The 23,619-nt window shown below is 45.5% G+C and carries 23 protein-coding genes, 2 pseudogenes and 1 riboswitch; of the genes and pseudogenes, 1 reads left to right on the top strand and 24 read right to left on the bottom strand.

The features are described from left to right. Window positions 1-4: 4 nt before the first annotated feature. From DWX61_RS03115 to DWX61_RS19505, 16 genes and pseudogenes are all read right to left on the bottom strand, one after another. Window positions 5-394, bottom strand: coding sequence for a 4Fe-4S dicluster domain-containing protein (locus tag DWX61_RS03115; RefSeq protein ID WP_015524685.1), 390 nt, complete (start codon window positions 392-394; stop codon window positions 5-7). After that, window positions 391-1,185, bottom strand: coding sequence for a CoB--CoM heterodisulfide reductase iron-sulfur subunit B family protein (locus DWX61_RS03110; RefSeq protein ID WP_118623982.1), 795 nt, complete (start codon window positions 1,183-1,185; stop codon window positions 391-393). Before DWX61_RS03110 ends, DWX61_RS03115 begins: the two co-directional genes overlap by 4 nt. Window positions 1,186-1,559: 374 nt before the next feature. Further along, window positions 1,560-2,999 carry a L,D-transpeptidase family protein gene (locus DWX61_RS03105; protein WP_118623735.1) on the bottom strand — a complete coding sequence of 480 codons (1,440 nt, stop codon included), beginning with the start codon at window positions 2,997-2,999 and terminating at the stop codon, window positions 1,560-1,562. A 214-nt stretch (window positions 3,000-3,213) separates the two neighbouring features. Beyond that, a complete protein-coding gene (locus DWX61_RS03100; RefSeq protein ID WP_118515683.1) occupies window positions 3,214-4,458 on the bottom strand; it encodes a 3-isopropylmalate dehydratase large subunit in 1,245 nt (414 codons plus the stop codon). Window positions 4,459-4,479: 21 nt separating this feature from the next. Continuing rightward, the gene (locus DWX61_RS03095) at window positions 4,480-4,971 is read right to left on the bottom strand and encodes a LeuD/DmdB family oxidoreductase small subunit (RefSeq protein ID WP_118515681.1); all 492 of its coding nucleotides are present in this window, start codon (window positions 4,969-4,971) and stop codon (window positions 4,480-4,482) included. 135 nt (window positions 4,972-5,106) lie between these two features. Beyond that, complete coding sequence (locus tag DWX61_RS03090) at window positions 5,107-6,357, bottom strand: 3-isopropylmalate dehydratase large subunit (RefSeq protein ID WP_118623733.1); 1,251 nt, start codon at window positions 6,355-6,357, stop codon at window positions 5,107-5,109. Window positions 6,358-6,360: 3 nt separating this feature from the next. Beyond that, window positions 6,361-6,843 (bottom strand): LeuD/DmdB family oxidoreductase small subunit, encoded by a 483-nt coding sequence (locus DWX61_RS03085; RefSeq protein WP_118515706.1) that lies wholly within the window; start codon window positions 6,841-6,843, stop codon window positions 6,361-6,363. 422 nt (window positions 6,844-7,265) lie between these two features. Further along, window positions 7,266-8,630: an MATE family efflux transporter gene (locus tag DWX61_RS03080; protein WP_330612678.1), complete on the bottom strand. Its 1,365-nt coding sequence runs from the start codon at window positions 8,628-8,630 to the stop codon at window positions 7,266-7,268. Window positions 8,631-8,771: 141 nt separating this feature from the next. Continuing rightward, window positions 8,772-9,476 carry a collagen-like domain-containing protein gene (locus tag DWX61_RS03075; RefSeq protein ID WP_207664983.1) on the bottom strand — a complete coding sequence of 235 codons (705 nt, stop codon included), beginning with the start codon at window positions 9,474-9,476 and terminating at the stop codon, window positions 8,772-8,774. Window positions 9,477-9,603: 127 nt separating this feature from the next. After that, window positions 9,604-10,662 (bottom strand): tetratricopeptide repeat-containing glycosyltransferase family 2 protein, encoded by a 1,059-nt coding sequence (locus DWX61_RS03070; RefSeq protein WP_330612679.1) that lies wholly within the window; start codon window positions 10,660-10,662, stop codon window positions 9,604-9,606. A 119-nt stretch (window positions 10,663-10,781) separates the two neighbouring features. Further along, complete coding sequence (locus DWX61_RS03065) at window positions 10,782-11,438, bottom strand: HAD family hydrolase (protein WP_118623727.1); 657 nt, start codon at window positions 11,436-11,438, stop codon at window positions 10,782-10,784. Between the two features lie 15 nt (window positions 11,439-11,453). Then, window positions 11,454-11,918, bottom strand: coding sequence for a 6,7-dimethyl-8-ribityllumazine synthase (ribH, locus tag DWX61_RS03060; protein WP_436286269.1), 465 nt, complete (start codon window positions 11,916-11,918; stop codon window positions 11,454-11,456). Between the two features lie 39 nt (window positions 11,919-11,957). Beyond that, window positions 11,958-13,175, bottom strand: a complete 1,218-nt coding sequence (locus DWX61_RS03055) for a bifunctional 3,4-dihydroxy-2-butanone-4-phosphate synthase/GTP cyclohydrolase II (protein WP_118515669.1) — start codon at window positions 13,173-13,175, stop codon at window positions 11,958-11,960. Window positions 13,176-13,193: 18 nt separating this feature from the next. Then, a complete protein-coding gene (ribE, locus tag DWX61_RS03050; RefSeq protein ID WP_118623725.1) occupies window positions 13,194-13,847 on the bottom strand; it encodes a riboflavin synthase in 654 nt (217 codons plus the stop codon). Continuing rightward, window positions 13,829-14,956 (bottom strand): bifunctional diaminohydroxyphosphoribosylaminopyrimidine deaminase/5-amino-6-(5-phosphoribosylamino)uracil reductase RibD, encoded by a 1,128-nt coding sequence (gene ribD / locus DWX61_RS03045; protein ID WP_118515665.1) that lies wholly within the window; start codon window positions 14,954-14,956, stop codon window positions 13,829-13,831. The genes ribE and ribD overlap by 19 nt, the downstream gene beginning before the upstream one ends. Window positions 14,957-14,958: 2 nt before the next feature. Further along, window positions 14,959-15,084, bottom strand: a pseudogene (locus DWX61_RS19505) (DUF6783 domain-containing protein); the annotation flags it as partial. On the opposite strand from DWX61_RS19505, the pseudogene DWX61_RS19500 reads away from it, so the two are divergent. Then, window positions 15,034-15,276: pseudogene (locus DWX61_RS19500) on the top strand (DUF6783 domain-containing protein). The pseudogenes DWX61_RS19505 and DWX61_RS19500 overlap by 51 nt on opposite strands. A gap of 115 nt (window positions 15,277-15,391) precedes the next feature. Continuing rightward, a riboswitch (FMN riboswitch) is annotated at window positions 15,392-15,506 on the bottom strand. Between the two features lie 247 nt (window positions 15,507-15,753). Here the strand turns inward: DWX61_RS19500 and tsf are convergent. The 8 genes from tsf to DWX61_RS02995 all read right to left on the bottom strand — a co-directional run bounded on the left by tsf (window position 15,754) and on the right by DWX61_RS02995 (window position 23,600). Beyond that, on the bottom strand, window positions 15,754-16,692 hold the full coding sequence (tsf, locus tag DWX61_RS03030) for a translation elongation factor Ts (RefSeq protein WP_118623723.1): 939 nt from the start codon (window positions 16,690-16,692) through the stop codon (window positions 15,754-15,756). 36 nt (window positions 16,693-16,728) lie between these two features. Further along, the gene (rpsB, locus tag DWX61_RS03025; RefSeq protein WP_044960678.1) at window positions 16,729-17,472 is read right to left on the bottom strand and encodes a 30S ribosomal protein S2; all 744 of its coding nucleotides are present in this window, start codon (window positions 17,470-17,472) and stop codon (window positions 16,729-16,731) included. A gap of 179 nt (window positions 17,473-17,651) precedes the next feature. Then, entirely contained in the window at window positions 17,652-18,419 is a 768-nt protein-coding gene (locus DWX61_RS03020) for a pseudouridine synthase (RefSeq protein ID WP_118623721.1), read from the bottom strand. Continuing rightward, window positions 18,419-20,602: a DUF6449 domain-containing protein gene (locus DWX61_RS03015; RefSeq protein WP_118623719.1), complete on the bottom strand. Its 2,184-nt coding sequence runs from the start codon at window positions 20,600-20,602 to the stop codon at window positions 18,419-18,421. The genes DWX61_RS03020 and DWX61_RS03015 overlap by 1 nt, the downstream gene beginning before the upstream one ends. After that, entirely contained in the window at window positions 20,577-21,479 is a 903-nt protein-coding gene (locus DWX61_RS03010; protein ID WP_118623717.1) for an ABC transporter ATP-binding protein, read from the bottom strand. Before DWX61_RS03010 ends, DWX61_RS03015 begins: the two co-directional genes overlap by 26 nt. Beyond that, window positions 21,472-21,846, bottom strand: a complete 375-nt coding sequence (locus DWX61_RS03005) for a GntR family transcriptional regulator (protein ID WP_015524662.1) — start codon at window positions 21,844-21,846, stop codon at window positions 21,472-21,474. The genes DWX61_RS03010 and DWX61_RS03005 overlap by 8 nt, the downstream gene beginning before the upstream one ends. A gap of 279 nt (window positions 21,847-22,125) precedes the next feature. After that, window positions 22,126-22,920 (bottom strand): CPBP family intramembrane glutamic endopeptidase, encoded by a 795-nt coding sequence (locus DWX61_RS03000; RefSeq protein ID WP_244791154.1) that lies wholly within the window; start codon window positions 22,918-22,920, stop codon window positions 22,126-22,128. Between the two features lie 32 nt (window positions 22,921-22,952). Further along, a complete protein-coding gene (locus DWX61_RS02995) occupies window positions 22,953-23,600 on the bottom strand; it encodes an HAD family hydrolase (protein WP_118063528.1) in 648 nt (215 codons plus the stop codon). Window positions 23,601-23,619 lie beyond the last annotated feature (19 nt).

The raw sequence follows: 23,619 nt of genomic DNA, 5'->3' as shown, positions 1-23,619 counted from the left end.
TTTCTCACCTCCTGTATCTTCTGAACGCACTTACAAGCAGCTGCTGAGGAAGCTCCGGATCAAGAAGCTCCGGAATTTCATTTGGTGAAAGATAGTCGCCGCCTTTTTCCCGAACAACCAGCTGTCTTGCCCCGTCAATGATCTTTCCGGGTTTTACGTCTCTCGGACACCGCTCCACACAGGCAAAGCAGGAAAGACATTTCCACAAAGATGCTGAATTTACAAGTGCTTCGATATTTTCATTGATCACGTAGGACACAAACTGATGAGGCTTGATATCCATCTCGTCAAAGGATGGGCAGGTAGCAGAGCATTTGCCACACTTCATACATTTCAGAGGATTGGTTCCGCTGATCTCCTTTATTTTTTCCGCAGCAGAATGGTTATCTCTCATTTTGCCACCTCCTCTTTGACGCCAAGGGCTTCTGCCAGAAGCTCTGTAAAATAGTAAACCGGCATTTTATTTCCGGAATTTTTATTCAGATTGTATTTGCAGAGCGGACAGGCAGTGATCAGCATATCTGCGCCAAAGCCTGCTGCGCTTTCTTCAATCTTTTCACACATATTCTGTGACATTTCTTTTTCTTTCAGGGATATATATCCTCCACAGCATTCATTTCTGTAAGGATAGATCACAGGCTCAGCGCCAAGGGCACGGATAAAATCTTCCATGATCCTTGGATTTTCCGGATCATCAAATGCCATGATCTTTCCAGGTCTCAGAAGCAGACATCCGTAATAGGCTCCGATCTTCTTTCCGGTAAGAGGATTTACTACTTTTTCTTTCAGTTTATCAAAACCGACTCTGTCCCGGAGAACCTCCAGATAATGGAGAACGGTTGTCTCTCCTTCATAGGGAGCTTCCAGCTGCATATAATTGTTGGCTCTGGTCCGGATATCTTCCACGTTTTTCATATCATCATTGACACGCTTGATCACATGATGACAGGCAGAACAGATTGTCACCAGATCCTGGCCTTTTTCTTTTGCCTGGTTCAGCGCACGGACGGAAGAAAGCTTTGTGGCGATCTCATCTGTGCCAAGCGGATAAACACCACCACAGCACTGCCAATCCTCGATTTCCTCAAGCTCAAACCCAAGGGCTGTGGCACTGGCTCTGGCATACTCATCCAGATCTCTGGCCTTTGTTCTCAGGGTGCAACCCGGATAATAACTGTACTTCATACCTTTCATTATCCTTTCTTAGTCTAAAATCTGACGTTTATAGTAGATATTCTTGTTCATATATTGTCTTTTTTTTAACAATATATGAACAAAAAAATGAAATCCCAACTAACACTTATTTGAGTTTTTTTATCAATTTGCACCCAAATAAAAGAGAAAAACACTCTTCCTCCGCAATCAAGAAGTGTATTAGCTCGATTTCCGGAATCATCATATCACGTTATTTCTGTTTCGACAAGACTTTTTCGATATTTTTTGTGTTTTTTTTAACGTACTTTTGAAAAATCTTATCATTTACTATCCTGCTTCCATGATAATTTTCATTTTCAGGCATAAAAAAAACTCCGGATCTCTCCGAAGCTTTTTTGCTCATATCAGTAAATAATGATCGGATAACCTGCATCAATGATGTTATAGATCAGTGCTGCCTGATCCTTAGGCAAATTGATGCAGCCGTGGCTTCCGTTGGTTTTATAACGGCTCCCGCCAAAGGATGACTGCCAGGACGCATCATGAAGTCCCTGCCCGTAGACAAAAGGCATCCAGTAATTAACCTTTACATCGTAACCATATTCATTGCTGGTAAGGTTAAAGGGACTCGCCTTGTAGGCGATCGGCCATGCACCACGATATGTTTCACGTCCCTTCACCGGCTTACCGCTGACAATGTCTGTTTCCGTCACAAGGCTTCCGTCCTTATACAGCCACAAATGCTGTGCATCCAGACTGACCTCTATGTAACTGCCTGCCAGATCGTCTGTTCCGTTTCTCTGATATCCTTTTTTGCTGTAAACAGGCTCTCTCGTTACAGCAGTACCGCTTTTCAGGTCTTCCAGAAGCTGAGCATATTCTCCGTCCTGATCGATCCGGTAGCCGTACTCATTTCCCTCAATGGTCACATCAGTTCCCGCAGATGTATGAAAGGTGCGGGGAACATAAATGGTATTGTATTTGTTGGCAAGCTCACTGATGTAGGCTTTAATGGCTTCTTCATCCAAAGTCAACGTCTCCCCTTCAGCCTTCAGCCAGGATGTGATCGTATCGGAATCCAGAACAGCCGTTTCACTTCCGAATGTATAAGTTACTGTACTGCTGCGGTATTTCTTCAGCTGGCTGTTCAGGTCTGTAACCTTATTTTTCATATCCTCTGTTGCAGTGACAGCCGGACTTACATACACATGCTTGTTGATCGGTACTGTAATGATATCTCCAAGAAGAGCCGTATCAAATGCTGCGTTCAGATTTATATCCACAGTAGTCTCCAGCTTATCCGGATCGATCTCCGTCCCCTGTACCTGCTTCACAAGGGTGAATTCTTTTTTCTCCTTATCGTACTGAATAGCTGCATCAACAGAAGCTTTTCTATCTTCCATACCGAAATTTGAAAGATCAAGAGCCTGCTTTTCCTGCTCCTCATCTTCCTCGATCTGACATTCCGGTTCTATATTTTCTTCCTTTGGAAAAAGCTTCCTGCGCTCTTCCCGCTGTTTCTGAATTTCTGTAAGCTTACTCAGAAGGGCTTCTTCATTGAGACTGTAGCCCAGCTCTTTCAAAGTAGTACTGTAAACTTCCTGATCGTTTTCCTGAAAGGATACCGGACGATCTGCAAATTCCGCAGTGATCTTTTCTTCTGCCTGCTTTGCATCCAGTCCGGAAACATCCACTCCCCATATGGAAATCTTCCGTCCCAGCGTATTGTGATCTGCCAAGTATGTATAGACAAATAACCCTGCCACTGCAAGAATCGCTGCGGCAATGCAGATCCCAAGTATGATCTTCAGTGTCTTTTTACTGATGATTGATCTTTTCTCCATACCCTTATCCCTCGAGTCTTATGTAGTATATGTTGTGTCGTCACAATAGTGTTATTATAATACAATAAATCCCATTTTCTGTAAAAATAACTTATCCAGGACCCTTCTGATCCGGTAAAAAAAGACAGACTGACGCCTCTGCGAAAATCTGTCTTTTTCATACGTTTCTTTATCTTTTTCTGGCAGCAGTATTTCTCTCGGGATCTTCTGCTTCTTATTCCGGCATTACGATCTTGCCTGCAACGGCACAGGCTGCTGCTGTTTTCGGAGATGCCAGATAGATCTGAACCTTGGAAGTTCCCATACGTCCCAGGAAGTTACGATTGTTGGTTGCCACAACCTTCTCACCGTCTGTCAGGATTCCGCCGGTTCTTCCGCAGCAAAGTCCGCAGCCCGGATGCGTAATGATAGCCCCTGCTTCCGCAAGAGTATCCAGAATGCCAAGCTCAATAGCCTGACGGTAAATTTTGCGGCTGGCAGGAGTCACGATCAGCTTTACAAAGTCTGCAACCTTTTTGCCCTTCAGCACCTCTGCTGCCGCCATAAGATCCTCCAGACGTCCGTTGGTACAGGAACCGATGAATACCTGGTCGATGGTCTCGCCCTGAAGCTCACTGACATCACGAATCTTGTCCACCTGAGACGGACATGCCATTACCGGCACAAAATCCTCTGCCTTATAAGTTATGGTCTTCATGTATACAGCATCCGCATCTCCCACAAGACTCTTCTGATAATCATCAAGCTCTACGTTGCAGTAAGCAGCTGTCTTCTCATCCGGCGTGAAAAGTGCACATTTCGCACCGGCCTCAATTGCCATATTCGCCATAGTCATACGGCTTGCCACAGACATATTTTCAATGGTGCTTCCGGAAAATTCCAGGGCACGGTAAGTAGCTCCATCTGCACGAAGGTCACCGATCAGGCGGAGGATGATATCCTTGGACATGACATTCTCCGGAAGTTCTCCGTCGATCACAACCTTTATGGTTTCCGGAACCTTGATCCACATGGTTCCTGTTCCCAGGATGCTGGCCATCTCTGTGTAACCGATACCAGAAGAAAACGCACCGACACATCCATAAGTCGTTGTATGGCTATCTGTACCAAATACAATATTGCCAGGTTTAACATAACCTGCCTCAGTCATAAGCTGATGACAGATACCGTCACTTCTGTGTACGTTTTTCATGCCGTATTTAGCTGCAAAAGCATCTCCCACATGGAAATGTCTGGTATCATCCTGCTGACTTGCCGGTACAAGATGGTCATAGATCAGAACAACCTTGTCCGGATCCCACAGCTTCTGAAAGCCCATCTCCTCAAATTTTTCCGCTACAAACGGAATAAAGATATCATGGATCATCACCCGGTCCACATTGACCGTCACGATATCGCCAGGCTTTACTGCCTTGCCTGTATTATGTCTGATAATTTTTTCAATGATCGTCTCGCCCATTATTTCTCTCCTCTCCGTTTTTTAGTCCAGGCCGTTTAGCTTACGCATGGCCTTTACCAGTCCGCCAGCCTGGATGATATCCATCAGATTCTCCGGAAGAGAAGCGATCGGGTACTGTTTTCCATTGTGATCTACATGCTCATTCATTACTACTGTAACCTGATCTCCTTCTTTTACATTGTCATGAAGATCCGGCTGCTCAATAAGAAGAAGGCCGTTGTTAATGGAGTTGCGGAAAAAGATCCGGGCAAAAGATTTCGCAATGACACACTGCACGCCCAGTGCCTTGATGATCTCCGGTGCCTGCTCTCTGGAGGATCCGCAGCCGAAGTTTTTTCCTGCTACAATAATGTCTCCCTTTTGAATCTGTCCGGCCAACTCCGGACGAAGGGGGCTGAATCCGTACTGTTTCATATCATCAATGGTTTTCAGTGCAAGGTACTCCGTCGGGATAATGATATCCGTATCAATATCATCACCAAGTACCCACACTTTTCCTGTAAATGCTTCCATATGTATATCTCCTGTTTATTCCGTTCCGTATCATCAGGCAAATGTTTTCTGTCTGCCCTGTTATAAGAACCCACGCCGAAACGGATTATCCTCTGATAATTTCTGAATATATTGTTTAAATCTTTTCTGAAACTCTTATACTCTGTCAGCAGTCGCGATCTCGCCTGCAACGGCAGATGCAGTAACAGTCGCCGCAGATCCCAGGTAAACCTTGGAGCTCGGATGTCCTGCACGTCCCTTGAAATTACGGGTTCCTGTGCTGATCAGGACCTCATTCTCGCCGATAACACCCTGGCAGCTTCCCCAGCATACACTGCAATTCGGGTTCATAACAATAGCTCCTGCTTCCATGAAAATATCGATAAGCCCCTCCTTTAATGCCTGACGATAGATGGTCTGGCTTGCAGGAACAACCAGGAAACGAACTCCCTCTGCAACTTTTTTGCCTTTGATCACCTCTGCGCCTACACGGAGGTCTTCAATACGGCCATTATTGCAGGAGCCAAGGAACGCTTCGTTAATCTTGATGCCGCAGGTTTCCTCAGCCGGAACCACATTGTCAACAAAGTCTGGTTTCGCTACAACCGGACGTACTTTTGAAAGATCAAAGGTATACTCTCTTGCGTAAACGGCATCCGGATCGCTGTGATATACCGCTTTTGGCTCACGTCCATGCTCTTTCAGATATTCCAGAGCTTTATCATCAGCCTCAAAGATTCCTGTCTTCGCACCAGCCTCGACAGCCATGTTGCAAAGCGCCATACGGTCGCTGATGCTTAATGTTCTGGCGCCTTCACCTGTAAACTCCATTGCCTGATAGTTGCAGCCGTTTGCCCCGATCTCACCGATAATGGTAAGAATCAGATCTCTTGCGTAAACACCCTCAGGAAGCTTCCCTGTCAGGTTAAATTTTACGGTTTCCGGAACCATGACCCAGGAGGTTCCGGTTACCATTCCGTAAAGGAAATCTGTGCATCCTACACCGGTACCGAAAGCACCAAGTGCTCCGTAGGAACAGGTATGGCTGTCAGCACCGAAGATCAGCTGTCCCGGACGGACATAATTCTCGATCATGATCTGGTGGCAGACACCCTTTCCCTCCCAGAAATCAATATTATTATCTCTTGCAAAATCTCTCATCTTTTTCTGGGATGCCGCTGTTTTCGGGCTGTCAGACGGTACGTTATGGTCTACGATAAATACCAGCTTCTTTGTGTCTGCAATATGAGGATTTTTTAATTTATTGTTGTACATATCAACAGTCAGATGTGTGGTTCCGTCATTACTCATCAGATGATCCAGTGAAACTGTATAGATATCTCCGGGTTTTACATTGTCCACTCCAGCCGCTGCCGCGATGATTTTTTCTGCGATCGTCATTCCCATCTCTTATTCCTCCTCACGGTTCAGAGAAGCGATAAGGCCGCCCTGATTCAGTATATTCTGCATGTATTCCGGCAGTTTTGTGCAGGAATAAGTCTTGCCATTGGCAACAGCAGTTCCCTCGGACATATGAAGTTCCATGGTATCTCCTGTCTTCACGGCATCCGGGAGATCCTTACAGACAATTGCCGGAAGTCCGATATTAATGGCATTGCGGAAAAAAATACGGGCAAAAGATTTCGCAATAACTGCCTTTACTCCAAGTGCTTTAAGAACACCCGGTGCCTGCTCTCTGGAGGATCCGCATCCGAAGTTCTCTCCCCCAACTACAAAATCTCCCGGTTTAACCTTTTTGGAAAAATCTGGATCCAGTGATTCAAATGTGTGGCCCTTCATTTCATCCAGATTCGGCAGAAGCAGATACTGGGATGCAATGATCTGATCGGTATCAAGGTCATTATGAAATTTAAAAATTGTTCCCTTATCCATAAAACAAGTTCCTTTCTGATCGTTATCCATTTCAAGGCAGTCATTCCTCTGCTGCCCTATTCGTCCTATATTCTAACACAAAACATCGTATAATTAAAATGTATATTTTTGATACTTAATATAATCTCAGGTTATGAAATTACTATTCACTCCATTCTCAGTAACACCCTTCGCGATGCACAGAATTTATACTGATCGCATAAATTCGTGCGGTATGTCTCGGGTTTTCTATGACCTTCGCTCACAAAAAACACCTCGCGGGACATTACCGGTAAACATTAACGTTATAAACTCAATTTCCAGACTGTAAGCATTGTCTGCTGTCCAGGAGCAAACGCCGAGCCAGCTTATTTTATTTTCCCCGTAAATGCAGAAAAGCGGAACTATGTCCGCTTTCTCTGATATTCTACGTATTAATTTTATTATGCAGTTTCTCGTGAAAGCTGGCTATGCACCTTCCGTCTTACAAACCAAAAACAGATCACCTGCATAACGATCGTAAAGATCCAGGATGCCGGGTAGGAAATAAACAGTACCTTCAATGATCTGTGTGCCGGGAAAATTCCGAATATCCATACGATCCGGAGCCCGACGGTTCCAATGATCGACAGGATCATGGGGACACCGGAGCGGCCCATTCCGCGCAGTGCTCCCGGAAACAGATCCATCTGGCCGCAGAGGAAATAGGTAACTGTGGTATAGGCAAGAATCTCCATTCCGCATTGGATAACCTTAGGGTCTTCCGTATAGATCTTCAGGAGCTGCGGACCGAAAAAGTATGCACCACAGCCCATGGCAAAGGATACGGCAAAGGACAGGATCATACAGTCAACAAGCACCCGGTCCATACGTTTCGGTTTTCGCACACCATAATTCTGACTGGTAAAGCTCATGCAAGCCTGGGTAACTGAATTTACAGACACATACAGAAATCCGAAGATATTGTTTGCTGCCGTATATCCTGCCATTGCAATGGAGCCAAAAGAGTTTACGGAGGACTGGAGCAGCACATTGGAAAAATTGATCACCGTACTCTGGATTCCTGCCGGAAGTCCTACCTGGAATATCTGTTTCAGATATTCCGGCTTTATGGACAGCTTCGAAAAACGCAGCTGATAGCTTCCCTCTGTCTGACACAGACATCGGAGAACAAGGATACAGGAGATCAACTGAGAAATCACAGTTCCGATTCCAACACCTGCCACACTTAAATGACAAACGATCACAAAAAACAGATTCAGAAGCGCATTGGCACAGCCGGAAATGATCAGAAAGACCAGTGGTCGCTTGGTATCTCCCACTGCACGCAGAATTGCTGCGCCATAGTTATATAGCATAAAAAACGGCATTCCCAGAAAATAGATACGCATATAAAGAGTAGAAAGATCGATCACATCCTCCGGCGTATCCATCAGCTCCAGGCAGATTCTGGCAAAGATCACTCCCAGAAATGCCATGATGATCCCGCTGATCAAAGCCAGCAGGATCGATGTATGTACTGTTTCTGACATTTCGTCATCCTTACCGGCAGCATAAAATCTGGCTGCCAGCACATTGGCACCAAGAGAAATTCCGATAAAAAGGTTGGTAAACACATTGATCAGTGCGGTAGTGGAGCCTACTGCCGCCAGTGCCTCACTTCCGCTGAAACGTCCCACTACCACGATATCCACTGCATTGAACATCAGCTGCAGGATACCGGACAGCATCAGCGGCAGTGAAAACGAAATCAACTTGTCCATGATCGACCCATTACACATATCGATCTCATACTTGTTTTTTTTCACGATTTCATCCCCCATGTTCATACTTACATAAAAATATTATAGCACCTTTCGTCGGAAAGCTACAATGAAATATTTTTATGAAGAATATGCAGCGGCTGCATAAAATACGCAGCCGCACAGTAACATGTGTTTATCATTTCACTATCTTTCCAAGAGTCCTGCATCACGAAGGTTTGCAAGAAGTGCATTAAAATCCTCCACGATATCATCTACTGTTGTTGCATTTCCAACAGCAGCTGCCGGGGTTACTGTTCCGGCAGGGCCGGTGGCTCCGGCTGCTCCTGTTGGGCCGGTGGCTCCGGCTGCTCCTGTTGGACCGGTGGCTCCGATTGCACCTGCCGGACCTGTTGCACCCGCTATTCCCGCTGGACCGGTGGCTCCTGTTGCTCCCGTCGGACCTGTTGCACCTGCCGGACCGATGACTCCCGCCGGACCGGTAGCTCCTGTTGCTCCCGTCGGACCTGTTGCTCCCGTCGGACCTGTTGCTCCCGCCGGACCGGTAGCTCCCGCCGGACCGGTAGCTCCTGTTGCTCCCGTCGGACCAGTGGCTCCCGCTGGGCCCATTACTCCTGCCGGACCTGTTGCACCTGCCGGACCGGTGGCTCCCGTATATCCCTGTATTCCCGGTTCTCCCTGCGGTCCCTGAGGGCCCATAGGACCCGGAACTCCCGGACAGCCTCTTGGACCGGTTGGTCCTGTAGGTCCCACAGGGCCCGGGCAGCCTCTTGTTCCACACCTGTCACATCCACAGGAACTATGATTTCCATAACAGGACATACAAGACAAATCCTCATGACTGTCCTGCTGCATTTCCATTTCCTTACGTTTTCGATGCCTGAACAGCATTCCTCGATCACCTCATAGGAAAATAACTTTCCCTACAGTATATGACAACAGCTTTTACCTGTGCATAGGATCCCCGCAAGCCTGTACCCTGCCAGGAAAATATAATAAAGATATCTTTTCTTTCCTTTTATGTCAGACCATATTTTTCCCGGAAATATTTCTGGTCGTACAATACTCCCGGATCTTCCGGCTTCTGTTCCATCGCTTTCTTATGAAAAAAGAATGCCTGCTCCGGACATTCCATCTTATCATAACAAACGCAAAGCTGCATATATGGCACAAATCCATGACACTCAGCCATAAAAAATCCACCTTTTTTCTTATCTGACGGCACAGTAAGTGCCTGCCCGTACCAGTAGGCAGCCTGTCTGGGCAGCTCTCTTTCCAAAAAAATCTTTCCGACCTCACAGCAGATTTCCGCCCTCGGCACATCCATAGTCAGACTGTACAGAAAAGCTTCCAGTGCGGACTTTTTCTCTCCCATTTTCCGGTAGCACTGTCCAAGTACAAAACAGGCATCGATCTTATTTTCCAGCCATCCGGACGGATTTTTCAGGAACTCCACCAGCACAGCCTCTGTCTCCGGATACCGCTGATGATAATACAGTTCTCTCCCATAATAAAGCTGATGTCTGGGTTCCAGCGTTTCTCCTCCTGCCAGCATTTTTTCATAAATACGAAGATTACGGTCCGGATCACTTTTTCCACATTTCCGATGCTGGATCACCACATCTGAATAGATGATATTTCCCTCCGGAATCACGGTTTCATGAACTGCCCCATTCCATCTGAAATTTCTGGATGTTTTCATTATCCGCTCCCGAAAATAAGAAAATGTTGTTCTCCCACTCTGGTCAAAGCCTGCCGCATATTCCATCATTACAACATCTGTTCCAGGATCCAGGGTTTCTTTAAGACTCCTCAGTCTTTCCAGATTTTCTTCATCCAGGACATCATCCGCATCCAGCCACATCCAATAATCGGTGCTGACTTTTTCCAGAAGGAAATTACGCGGAGCAGAAAAATCGTCACACCAGGGAAAATCAAACACCTGCGACGTATACTGCTCCGCGATCTCTTTTGTTCTGTCTGAAGAACCGGTATCTGCGATCAGAATCGCATCCATCACCTGAGAAACCGGCTTTAAAATCCTCTCAAGAACTGCTTCTTCATTTTTTACGATCATACATAGACTGAGGGAAATCATATTTCAGGATCCTTCGGATTTTTATAATATTTATGCCGTTCCCGTCAGTCCTATGCCTTCTGTCAGTGTACAGCTTCTGTTTTCAGATAAAGCTGAACTCATCCTCGTATCACCAACTGTGGTATTTCCTCTATATGCTCTGCAAGATGATCTGCTCCGTTCAGCTCCCCTTTCTCACCATATCCATACAGACATCCTATAAATGGGCTTTTGCAGGCTCTGGCACATTCCAGATCCTGCCTCCTGTCTCCGACCACCAGATAAGGGCCTGTATATTCCCGGATAATTTCCTGCACAATTTCTGTCTTTGGACGGAATCCATATGATTCACAGTCATAAAAATGATCGAACCATCGTTCCATCCCAAATTCCTTCCAGTGCGCCTCACGATATGAAGCCTTACAGTTACTTAAGATCACAAGATGATATCCCCGGTTCTTCAAAGCTGTAAGCATCTCCTCTGCTCCCGGATACCACACTGCCTTATGCTTCCTGATCTGTCTGACCATCAGTTCTCCTACCATCCTGCTTGCCTGCTCTTTATAGCTCTGATCCAGCTCCGGCAAAAATGTATTCCACATCTCCTTACTGTTAAATCCCAGCCAGCCGGCAATTTCCGCCGAGCCTATCTCCCGTTCTTCTGCAGCCTTCTGTTCTGTCAGCCACTGATAGGTTTCACGAAATGCCGGTTCATAGATTCCAAGGGTATGATGGATCGTTCCATCATAGTCGAATATGATCGTTTTTGTCATCATTTATTTTCCTGTCTTTTAGAGCTGCTTCATCAGATTGACCATTTCGATCGCAGATAATGCACAGTCATAGCCTTTATTTCCTGCTTTGCTTCCTGCACGCGCAATAGCCTGCTCGATATTCTCAGTCGTGATCACTCCGAATAAGACCGGGATCCCTGTTGCAAGTTCAACCTGTGCGATCCCCTTGGCAGATTCATTGCACACCAGATCATAATGTGAAGTATCTCCACGGATGACAGCTCCCACGCAGATAACTGCATCATATTTTCCTGACTGTGCCATTTTCTGTGCTGTAAGCGGGATCTCAAATGCTCCCGGCACCCATGCTGCAGTAATATTCTCCTCTTCTACTCCATGTCTTACCAGTCCGTCGACTGCCCCTCCCAATAATTTATTCACAATGATCTCATTAAATCTCGCTGCCACGATACCAACCTTCATTCCCTCCGGTGCTACTACTTTTCCTTCTACTAAATTGATCTGTCTCATTTTTTCTTCCTCCTGATATTTGCTGTTTTTTTATAAATTTATTTCTTTAAAAATATGACCCATCTTTTCCTGCTTCGTTTTCATATACTTCCGGTCATACTTTTGTACCGGAATCTCCAGAGGTACTCTCTCATTGATCTTCAGACCAAATTCACCAAGTCCATAAACTTTATCCGGATTATTTGTCAGTAATCTTAATGATTTCACACCAAGGTCTGACAGTATCTGTGCCCCAACCCAGTACTCTCTGAGATCCGGTGCAAACCCTAACTTCACATTAGCCTCCACGGTATCGTATCCCTGTTCCTGAAGCGCATAGGCTTTGATCTTATTGATCAGCCCGATTCCTCTGCCTTCCTGTCTCATATACAGAATGATCCCTCTGCCTTCCGCCTCTACCTGGCGCATCGCTGTCTGCAGCTGCAGGCCGCAGTCACATCTGAGTGATCCGAATGCATCTCCTGTCAGGCACTCCGAATGTACCCGGCAAAGCACATCTTCACCATCTCCCAGATCACCTTTTACCAGTGCCAGATGATGCTCTCCTGTAATGTCATTGATATAACCATACATTTTAAAATCACCGTACTGCGTTGGGAGGTTTGCAGCTGCTTCCTCCTTTACATGCTTTTCATGTATTCTTATATAATCCTGCAGATCACGGATCGTAATAAATGTAAGGTTATGCTCTTTTGCCATTTCCCATAGCTGTGATGTACGCATCATAGTTCCATCTTCTTTCATAACTTCACAGCACACGCCGCATTCCTTCAGTCCGGCAAGTCTCATAAGATCTGTTGTTGCCTCCGTATGGCCATTCCGTACCAGAACCCCGCCTTTTCTGGAAATAAGTGGAAATACATGTCCCGGTCTTCTGAAATCCTCCGGTTTTGACTGATCATCCACGCACTTCATAATGGTATAGGAGCGCTCTGCCGCAGAGATACCGGTGGTTGTATCTGCGTGATCCACTGCCACGGTAAATGCTGTACTGTGATTGTCCGTGTTCTCAGCAACCATCGGCGGAAAGTTCAATCTCGCCGCAATTTCCGCACTCATCGGTGTACAGATAAGCCCCTTTGCATAAGTCGCCATGAAATTAATATTTTCCCGGGTTGCAAACTCTGCCGCACATATCAGGTCTCCCTCATTTTCTCTGTCCGGATCATCTGTGACCAGAACTATTTTTCCTTCCTTAAGATCCCTAAGTGCCTCTTCAATTGTGTTGTACTGATAATTTTGTGACATAGTGTATATCCTCCTGTTCTAAAACCCGAATTCTTCAAGAAACTTCATCGTAATTCCGGATTCTTTTTTCTCTTCTTCATTTTTTCTGATGCCAAGCAGTTTTTCTACATATTTTCCGATCACATCATTTTCCAGATTAACCAGATCCCCCGGCATCTTTTCCAAAAGGGTGGTTTCTTCTCCTGTATGTGGAATGACCGACACCTGAAAACCAGCTTCATCAACCCTTGCAACTGTCAGGCTGATCCCATCAATACAGACAGATCCTTTTTCCACGATCAGATGCAAGATCTGCGGCGACGTCCCAATTGATACCCAGATGGCATTTTCTTCCCGGAGCATGGAACGTATCACGCCAGTCCCATCAATATGGCCGCTTACTATGTGTCCCCCGAACCTGCCATCTGCAGCCATTGCACGTTCCAGGTTTACCTGGCTTCCGGCTTTACAGCTGCCAAGACTGCTTCTTCTGATCGTCTCTGCCATCACATCGGCAGTAAATCCATCCGGCTGGATCGACGTGACTGTCAGACACACACCATTTACGGCAATGCTGTCACCGATCCTTGTCCCTTCCAGGACCTTCCTGGCTTTCACTGCCAGGATTCCTGATTCTCCTGTCAGCTGTATATAACGGACTTTTCCTTTCTCCTCTACGATTCCTGTAAACATGATTCCTCCTGTTTTTTCTCACACACCTGACATCTTATCCGAATATCCTCACCGATCTGGCAGATATCTGTATATTTCAGTTCCACTGCATCAGACGGGAATTCAACTCCGATACCTTCTACCGGTGTCTTCCCGGCCACCCCGCCAAACAGCTTTGGTGCCACAAAAGCCTGTACTTCCTTTACAATTCCGGCTCGCAGGGCACTGTCATTTAACGTACCGCCTCCCTCCAGGAGGATGCTGTCAATACCTCTGTTTCCAAGATCTGCCATCAGCTTCTTAAGGTCTATCTGATTCTTTTCATCGGGACAGTAAATGGTCTCAACTCCCATGGTATGTAATATTTTTATTTTTTCTTCTGTATTTTTCTGATCTGCATAAGCCACGATCGTCCGGTACTTTTCCGCACTTTTTACGATCTGACTGTCCGGCGGGATTCTGAGCTTACTGTCGCACACAATCCTGACAGGACTTTTCCAGCCTTCTACCCGGACGTTTAACATCGGATCATCTGCAAGCACAGTTCCAATACCTGCCATGATCCCCATGTACTGATGCCGCATATGCTGTACTTCTTTTCTTGCCGCTTCTCCGGTAATCCATTTTGATGCTCCTGTCTTCGTTGCGATCTTCCCATCCAGTGTCATGGCATACTTCATCACCACATAAGGAGTCTTCGTAGTAATATAATGGAAAAACACTGGATTCAGCTGATCACATTCTTCTCTCATAAAATCTTCAACTACTGTTACACCGGCTTCCCTTAACATCTGCACGCCTTTTCCTGCCACTTTCGGATTCGGATCCCGGGAACCGATCACCACTTTTCTGATCTTCTGTTCAATGATCGCTTCCGTACATGGAGGTGTTTTTCCATGATGACAGCAAGGCTCCAGCGTAACATAAATCACCGCACCTTCTGCTGATTCTGTGAGAGAAGCAATTGCATTACGTTCCGCATGAAGTTCTCCATACTTTTTATGATAGCCTTCCCCGATGATCCTTCCGTCTTTTACGATCACTGCCCCTACCATCGGATTGGGATTCGTCCAGCCTTCTCCTTTTTTTGCCAGCTGGATCGCCCGAAGCATATATTCCTGATCCGTCATTTTTATTCCTTCTTTCTTATTCCTGTTCTTTGTCTAGAGCGTGTTTGAAAAAGGCTTTCTGCAAGATGTGCGTCACAATTTGTGGGAGATTTTGTCCGGATGAGGGCGCCGTAGCGGGCTACGGCAACTGAATTCGGGCAAAATATACCGCAAAGTGGGGCGTGCAGATTGCAGGAATGATTTTTCAAACACGCTCTGGTACGCCGAAACTTTTAGACCTGTGCAATCGTATTCACAGACAAGTAAGTGGTATATTTATTTCGAAAACGATGTACCAGATACAAAAAAAGCCTGCAGAAATATCTGCAGGGTGGAATTGATCGGTTACATCTGATCGATAAATGAATGTCTGATTTTCTATATAAAAAGCTCTGAAATGGATCACCATCTCAGAGCTCTGATACTACATTCATTCATACAAAAAATCAACTGTACTATCATCTTCTTCCATCCAGACTGTACTGTCGGCCCCGGAATCTCACCGGATCATACCTCTCGGCTCGCGGGCTTTACCGCCGGTAGGGAATCTCACCCTGCCCTGAAGATATCTTCTTGTTTATTTTAATACTTTATCTGTAATTTGTAAAGCGGAATTTTTATTTTACTTGGTTTACATAGCCGTCACCTCCATTATCATATCATAAAGATAGATCCATGTTCTGAAAAGCAACTTCTTGTTGCTATAATCTATCCATATTTTATAATGCAGTATATGAAGTGAATAATATAAAAAAACCCTTGAAAATACTGATTTTCAAGGGTTTTATGGATCTTATTAAAGATATGCAGATAACAGATTATTTGCCCATCTGTTTTGCAACTTCCTCAGCGAAGTTCTCTTCTTTCTTCTCAAGACCATCGCCTGTCTCGTAGCGAACGAAGCCTTTGATCTGGATCTTAGCGCCGTTCTCTTTTGCTACCTGCTCTACGTATTTAGCAACGGACTGTTTTCCGTCCTCTGCTTTTACGTATGTCTGGTCAAGAAGGCAGATCTCTTTAAGCTCTTTCTTGATACGTCCTGTGATCATTCCCTCGATAACCTTAGCCGGTTTCTGGGACTCCTTCGGATCATTCTGGATCTGAGCCATAAGGATCTCTTTCTCATGCTCAATGTACTCAGCGCTTACTTCTTTGTCGCTTGTGTACTGCGGTTTCAGAGCTGCGATCTGCATAGCTACGTTCTTAGCCATCTCTTTAACAGCATCGTTAACAACATCTGTCTCAACGTCTACAAGAACGCCGATCTTTCCACCCATATGAGTGTAGGAAGCGATGAATCCGTTCTGCTCCTCAACCTGAGCAAATCTACGGATGTTCATGTTCTCGCCGATTACTGCGATCTGAGCTGCAAGAGCCTCTTTTACAGTCTTAGTTGTATCAAGTGCCCATGCCTCAGCAAGGAAAGCATCGATATCAGCTGCTGTTGTGTTAAGTGCCTGTGCTGCAACATCTGCAACATAGCTCTGGAATTTCTCATTCTTTGCAACGAAGTCTGTCTCAGCATTAACCTCAACAACGACTGCTTTCTTTCCATCCTCTGTTACCAGAGTTTTGCAAAGACCCTCTGCTGCGATACGGCTTGCTTTCTTCTGTGCTGTAGCAAGACCCTTCTCACGCAGGAACTCAACTGCTTTATCCATATCGCCTTCTGTAGCTGTAAGAGCTTTCTTACAATCCATCATTCCGGCGCCGGTCATCTCTCTTAACTCTTTTACCTGTGCTGCTGTAATAGCCATTGTTCGTTTCCTCCTGAAATATTCTGTTTATACGAATTATTCCTCTGTAGCTGCAAACTCCTCAGACTCAGCCTCGATCTCGCCATCTGCCTCAGCAGTTCCCTGCTTAGCCTCGATAACAGCGTCAGCCATCTTGGAAACGATGAGTTTTACTGCACGGATAGCATCGTCATTTCCCGGGATCACATAGTCAAGCTCTTCCGGATCACAGTTAGTATCGCAGATACCGATAAGCGGGATTCCAAGTGTATGAGCCTCCTGTACGCAGATTCTCTCTTTCTTAGGATCTACGATAAAGATAGCATCCGGGATTCTCTTCATCTCTTTGATTCCGCCAAGGTTCTTCTGAAGCTTAACAAGCTCTTTGCGAAGCTCGATAACTTCTTTCTTAGGAAGTACGTCGAATGTTCCGTCAGCTTCCATTGTCTCGATCTCTTTCAGTCTTGCGATACGGCTCTGGATTGTCTTGAAGTTTGTAAGCATACCACCAAGCCATCTCTCATTTACGAAGAACTCTCCACAACGCTCTGCCTCTGTACGGATAGCATCCTGAGCCTGTTTCTTAGTTCCTACGAAAAGGATGTGTCCACCGTTGGCAACGATATCTGCTACTGCATTGTAAGCATCGTCAACCATTCCTACAGACTGCTGAAGATCGATGATATAGATACCATTTCTCTCTGTGTAGATGTACGGAGCCATTTTAGGGTTCCATCTTCTTGTCTGATGTCCGAAATGAACACCTGCCTCTAAAAGCTGCTTCATTGAAATAACGCTCATGTCTTTTCTCCTTTTTGGTTAAATTCTTCCGCACAGGTCGCCTTCTCTCTGGACCCATCCTCACACCGTAGGGCACCATCCTTATAGAATCGCCGTGCGTGCTTATTTTTGCAACTTCTGAATTATAGCATAGAAAATCCCCTTATGTAAAGGGGATTTTTCCAATTTTTTTCTGTTTTTCAGCGGTTTCCGGCAGACTTCAGAAGCTCCAGCTCTTTTTCGGTGAGCGAACGATATTTTCCTGTCGGAAGATCTGAAGGAAGCGCCAGCGGCCCCATGGATAGTCTTTTCAAATAAGTTACTTTTTTTCCCAGTGCCTCCATCATCCGTTTTACCTGATGGAATTTTCCCTCGTGGATGGTAAGTCGGATCTCAGATTCCCAGTTCTTACCGGCTTCTGCAGATTCTGTACCGGACTCCCAGGTAGAAAGGATCTCCAGCCTTGCCGGTCGTGTGAGATCTTTTTCCCCGATATCCACGCCTTCTGCCAGCTTCACGACATCTTCTTCTGTCACTTTCCCGGATACTTTTGCATAGTAGGTCTTATCCACATGCTTTTTCGGAGAAAGAAGCTCGTGTGCCAGAGGACCGTCATCTGTGATCAGAAGAAAGCCTTCTGTATCTTTATCCAAGCGTCCCACCGGAAAAAGACCCTTTCTTCTGTCTTTCTCTTCAATATAGTCGAGAACCGTTTTATCTCTGGAGTCCTCCGTTGCGCTGACACAGCCCGCCGGCTTGTTAAAAAGATAGTATACATATTCCGGTGCAGCATGAATTTCCTGCCCGTTCATAACCACCTGATCTTCTTTTGCTACTTTCAGTTCCGGTTTCTTCACAGATTTCCCGTTAACCTGCACCTGACCCTTCTGTATGTATTTTTTTACCTCGCTTCGTGTACCTGCGCCGGCATCTGCCAGAAATTTATCCAGCCGGACTGGTTTTTCCATTAATCATTTACCTCCCATTCTGTTACATGGGCTGCCTTTGCATCTGCTCTGATGAAATCCGGGATCTCACCGGCAAATATCATATAAAGTCCGGAATCCCCGTCGGTGCTCTCCTGTCCTTCCAAAACCACTTCCATTGTGACATCTGCATTCCAGATAGTCCATCCGTTTACCAGCTGTGATGGGCGAATACACTTTTTCAGGGTTTCCAGCTGTTCCTTTTTATCGTAACGGACTTTATAACCGTTCTCTGTTTCTTCAAGATCCGAAACAGGCTCAATGTCGGAAAAAACCTCATCATCTTCGCCGGCAGCTTCGGAGCTGAAGTAATAAACATTAATATACTCAACAGACAGCTCATCCATGGAAAGAGGATATCCTGTTTCTTCCAAAATTGCAAGTGTTCTCTTATATGCCGGATACACCAGAACAGATGTAGACACCCTCTCTCCTTCCTGAACAGCCGGTACATTCATTCCCCATTCATCTATGTATCCTTCTGACGGAATTCCCGCATAATCGAACATCAGCATTGCGCATGGCTGGTCTTTTACTGTCTGACCGCCGTTTTCCAAAATGTCCTTTCTCAGCGCCTCTGCCAGCGCCTGACGCTTCTCTGCATTTTTCTCAAATAATGTTTGAATATCTCCGTCACAGAAAGTACCGGTGACCTCTTTCAGATACTGTTTGTCCAGCTGGAAAAATGAATATCTGTCTTCTTTCCATGTCTGCTCATCATACAGGGCTTCCATAAGATTCTGTGCCTGTGCAGAGGATACATTATAACCTCTGCATACACTGAATCCCTGTTTATTTATGTAGCGCACATACACGCGCTTTCCTGATTTTTTTCCTTTTTCATTCTGAAGCCTGATATCCTCCAGACTGTTATATAATGCTTTACTTTTCATCACCGGCTGATCCACCAGACCAGAACTATTGTCTGAGGTGGCAGTATACCGGATCTTATAGATTCCGTCTTCTTTTTTTTCCACATTGCAAAGCTGCTCTGTATATGAAAGATTGCTTACATTTATCACAACTCCCTGAAGATTGTCATAAGCCGGAAAATAACTGTCATATCCCAGAAGATCCATTTTCATGGTCAGCGCACAGATTGCCACAACACCTCCAAAGATCATAAGTTGCACTTTTCTGCAGAAAAATCTGCGAAAATCCATTTCGTAGATCACTTCCAGAATTCCATGGACCAGGATCGTTCCCAATATCATTCCGAAGATCCACCATGCTGTTTTGGATGAATCTTCCGGAATCATATAAAAGATCAGACCGATCCCCAGTCCGGATGGTATTGTGATCAGGGCACTTAAGACCGGCTCCATCCAGGTATATACCAGAGCTTTTCCGGTATTCTCTGACCTTCGTCTGCAAAATGCCATCCAGGAAAGTGCTGCCATGATAAACAGCGTAAGGATCAGTATCAACAACTGCTTTCCAAAGCTTCCGCTGCTGTATCTATCTATAAAGCTTACGATCGCCATAAGAGGAGATCCCAGATTCCGCACTGCTGCCAGAATTCCGTAATTGCCCTCGTACCAGGTATCAAAAAATAAATGTCCGCTTAACTGCAGCATCACTGCCAGAACGATACTGTAGGTAAACAGCCCTGCCCATGCAAGTGCTCCCATCAACATGGTACCGGTGCAGGCGATCACCAGCACTGTGGAAAAATACACCAGAAGATACATCAGGAGATGGAGAACCAACAGGATCAGTGCCTTTTTCATAATGGAAAGGCTGTAATATCCTCTGGCTGCCCCGATGCATACCGCAGCAAATTCCATGATCACATATGGCACCAGATAATAAAGAACAGCCAACAATACTCTGTGCAGAAACAGTGCACTTCGCTTTACCGGAAGGCTGTGATAGAAATCCACTTTTCTCGGGGAATACAGATACCAGAAGCCGCTTACTGCTGCAAAAAATGCGGTTACCGCAGCCACAGCTGCTCCCATTGTGAGAAAGTCACTGCTCCACAGGCTGGAATACAGATAGGAAAGCTGACTCTGAGTATAACTGCGCTCATTCCATTTTCCCATCAAAATAAGTTCCGCTACCGGAAATGCAAGGAGAAATGCGACCATGGCAAATGCTGGGATCCATCTTTGTCCTTTAGAAGAGGATTTCATATACTCACTGGAATAAATTTTTGACTTCATAGCCTGCCACCTCCGTTTCGCTGATAAATATTTCTTCCAGAGTCAGTGGGAGCACTTCGCAGAAAAGAGGATTTTTTGCCTGTATCTTCTCCATGATCTCTCTTCTTGTTCCCCTTGCAGTAATAAGCAGCAGGGAGCCCTGATGCTCTGTTTTCAAAACATCCAGCTCTTTCTTTAATTCTTCTTCTTTCTTTTTGTCAGCAAGTACACACTGGATCTTATGGATGTGGAATTTCATATCCTCCAGATCTCTGGAAAGGAGAATTCCTCCCTGATGAAGAAGCCCGATGTGATCACAGATATCTTCCAGCTCACGGAGATTATGGGAAGCAATCACCGGCGTAAATTCACGACTCATGATCTCCGATGCAAAAATACTTTTTACTGCCTGGCGCATTACCGGGTCCAGGCCATCAAAGGTTTCATCACAAAACAGATATTTCGTTCCTGTACTGATTCCCAGGATCACCAGAAGCTGTTTCTTCATTCCCTTGGAAAAAGTGCTGATTTTTCGTTTTCCATCCAGATGAAACTGCTTCATCATTGTCTCAAAACGTGCCTGTTGAAATCCCGGATAAATACAACGGTAAAATTCTGCCATGTCCAGAGCATTGTAATTTGTCGGAATATATGCATCGTCCGGGATGTAGAAAAAATGCTCTTTGATCCTTTCATTTTCAAAAACCAATTCTTCATCCATCAGCACCTCTCCTCTGTCCTGACGGATGATCCCGGCCATGATACGGAGCAGAGTACTTTTTCCCGCACCGTTGGAACCGATCAGTCCAAAAACCTCCCGTTCCCCGATATCCATGGTGACCTTATTTACTGCCTGTATCTTACCAAAAGCTTTGCTGCAGTTTTTTATCTCAATCATTGTTTCCCTCCTTATAGCATAAGCGGATCACACCGATCATTTCTTCCTCCCCTACTCCCAGAGCCATTCCCTTTTCTGTGATCTTTTTCAGCTCACTTAAGGTTTCTTCCATACCGATCTGCCTGATCCTGCTGCTGTCTGTGACAAAACTGCCTTTTCCCTTCACCGGACAGATCAGCCCCTGCTGCTCCAGTTCCATATATGCCCGCTGGATGGTATTGGGGTTGATGGATAATTCCACGGCCAGCTGCCGCACAGACGGCATCTTGGAAGATGGCTCCACAGCTCCTGACAGGATCAGCATCCGGAATTTCTCTACGATCTGCTCGTAAATGGGACGTCTGTCCTGATAGTCCAAGAATAACATACGATGCTCCTTTCTCTGTAATCTGCGTATTAAGTGTATTAATTCTTTTAATACACTTATAATAGCACGTGATACAAAGATACGCAAGAAATGGTCTCTTAAATAAATATAAAATCTGTATAAATTTACCGGCAAAAAAAGATTCCGACATATTTTTATAAAAAAATCTGTAATGGCATCCCTATACTATGATCCCACTACAGATTCTCTGTAAAGCAAATATTTATCTATCACTCTGCCTGAGCCAGTAGCAGGCAGACATTCGTGATTCACATCGGATCAGACAGCCCGGTAGCCACGTTTTTCTCCCCGGCGTGCAAAATACTGATATCCTCCGACCATCGCTGCCGCAAAAACACCATAGATCATCAGAAGGTTTCCTGCTCCGGATTTTTCCACCAGAGTCTGGGCGTATTCACTGAAAATAAGTATCCAGGTATTGGCTCCGATGTGCATCAGCACGCTGGTCCACTTATTACCGCCCATCTCCAGAAACCACGCAAAAATTCCTCCCAGAACAAACGCATACACAGCCTGCAGGACATTTCCGTGATAAATTCCGAAAAACGCCGCAGAGATCACAGCGGAAACCAGCACTGAAAAGTGATCCCGAAGTCGCAGATAGATCAGCCAGCGAAAGATCATTTCTTCTGCAACAGGTGCTATGATCCCCATCCAGAAGATCATCATAAATAAACTCTTTCCTGAGGTAATCTTCGTCATCGTTTCTCCATAGCTGGATGAGATCCAATTCTGCAGGATCGCCACCAGCACATTGGCATACTGGGCAAATCCGGCTCCAGCTGCAAGAAGAAGCAGCATTTCAGGAATAGATAGCCGTTGTTCCTCAACGGAAGTCAAACCGCCGATCAGCCTTCCTATACGATCCTTTCGATAAAAATATACTGCCGGAAACATGACCAGCACTCCGGTAAGTCCGGTGATCACCAGCGTATAACTATAATACCTTTCCTGTACGTTGCCGACATGCCCTGCCAGCCAGAGAAGCACGGCACTTCCGAGGATCTGTCCGATAAGATAATGGATTCCTGCCGGATAAAGCTCCCTCCACACTATTTGAAAAATATTCTGTCTGTGCAGAGGGGTCAGACGAAAAAATTCAGAAGTTCATCTGCGGAAGCTACGATCTGAAGAGGCTGTGCCTTTTCCAGTTCTTCTCTGCTTCCATATCCGTAAGATACAGCCACACACTGGATCCCGCATCGTCTGGCTCCAAGAATGTCATGTTCTCTGTCACCCACCATGATCACCTGGTCACGGTGATCAGAAAGACTCATTCTTTCCAGAGCTTCCTCGATCACCTGGGATTTGGTTACTTTCGGTCCATTTAGATCCGTCCCGGCAATCACCTCAAAATACCGACTCAGATTAAAATGGTCCATGATCTGTGTCACATAAAAGGTCGGTTTCGCAGACGCCACAGCCAGTCTGTAGCCACGACGTTTCAGTTCTGCCAGAGTGTTTTCCACGCCCGGATAAACAGTGTTCTCATACATTCCTTTTTCTGAATATCTCTCTCTGTAATATTCAATTCCCTTCTGCGCTGTCTCTTTATCAAATCCCGCATATTTCATAAACTGTTCCAGAAGCGGCGGACCCACAAAAACTTTCAGTGGCTCCAGATCCGGTGCTGAAACTCCAAGCTTCTCCAGTGCATACTGTACGGATTTCGTAATCCCCTCTCCGGATTCTGTTAGTGTTCCGTCAAGATCAAAAAAGATTGCCTTATACATAAATTCCTCCTATTGTATA

This window comes from Ruminococcus sp. AF20-12LB (genome assembly GCF_003478985.1).
In the GTDB taxonomy this organism is placed as follows: domain Bacteria; phylum Bacillota; class Clostridia; order Lachnospirales; family Lachnospiraceae; genus Blautia_A.
This window is presented reverse-complemented; position numbering and strand designations above follow the sequence as displayed.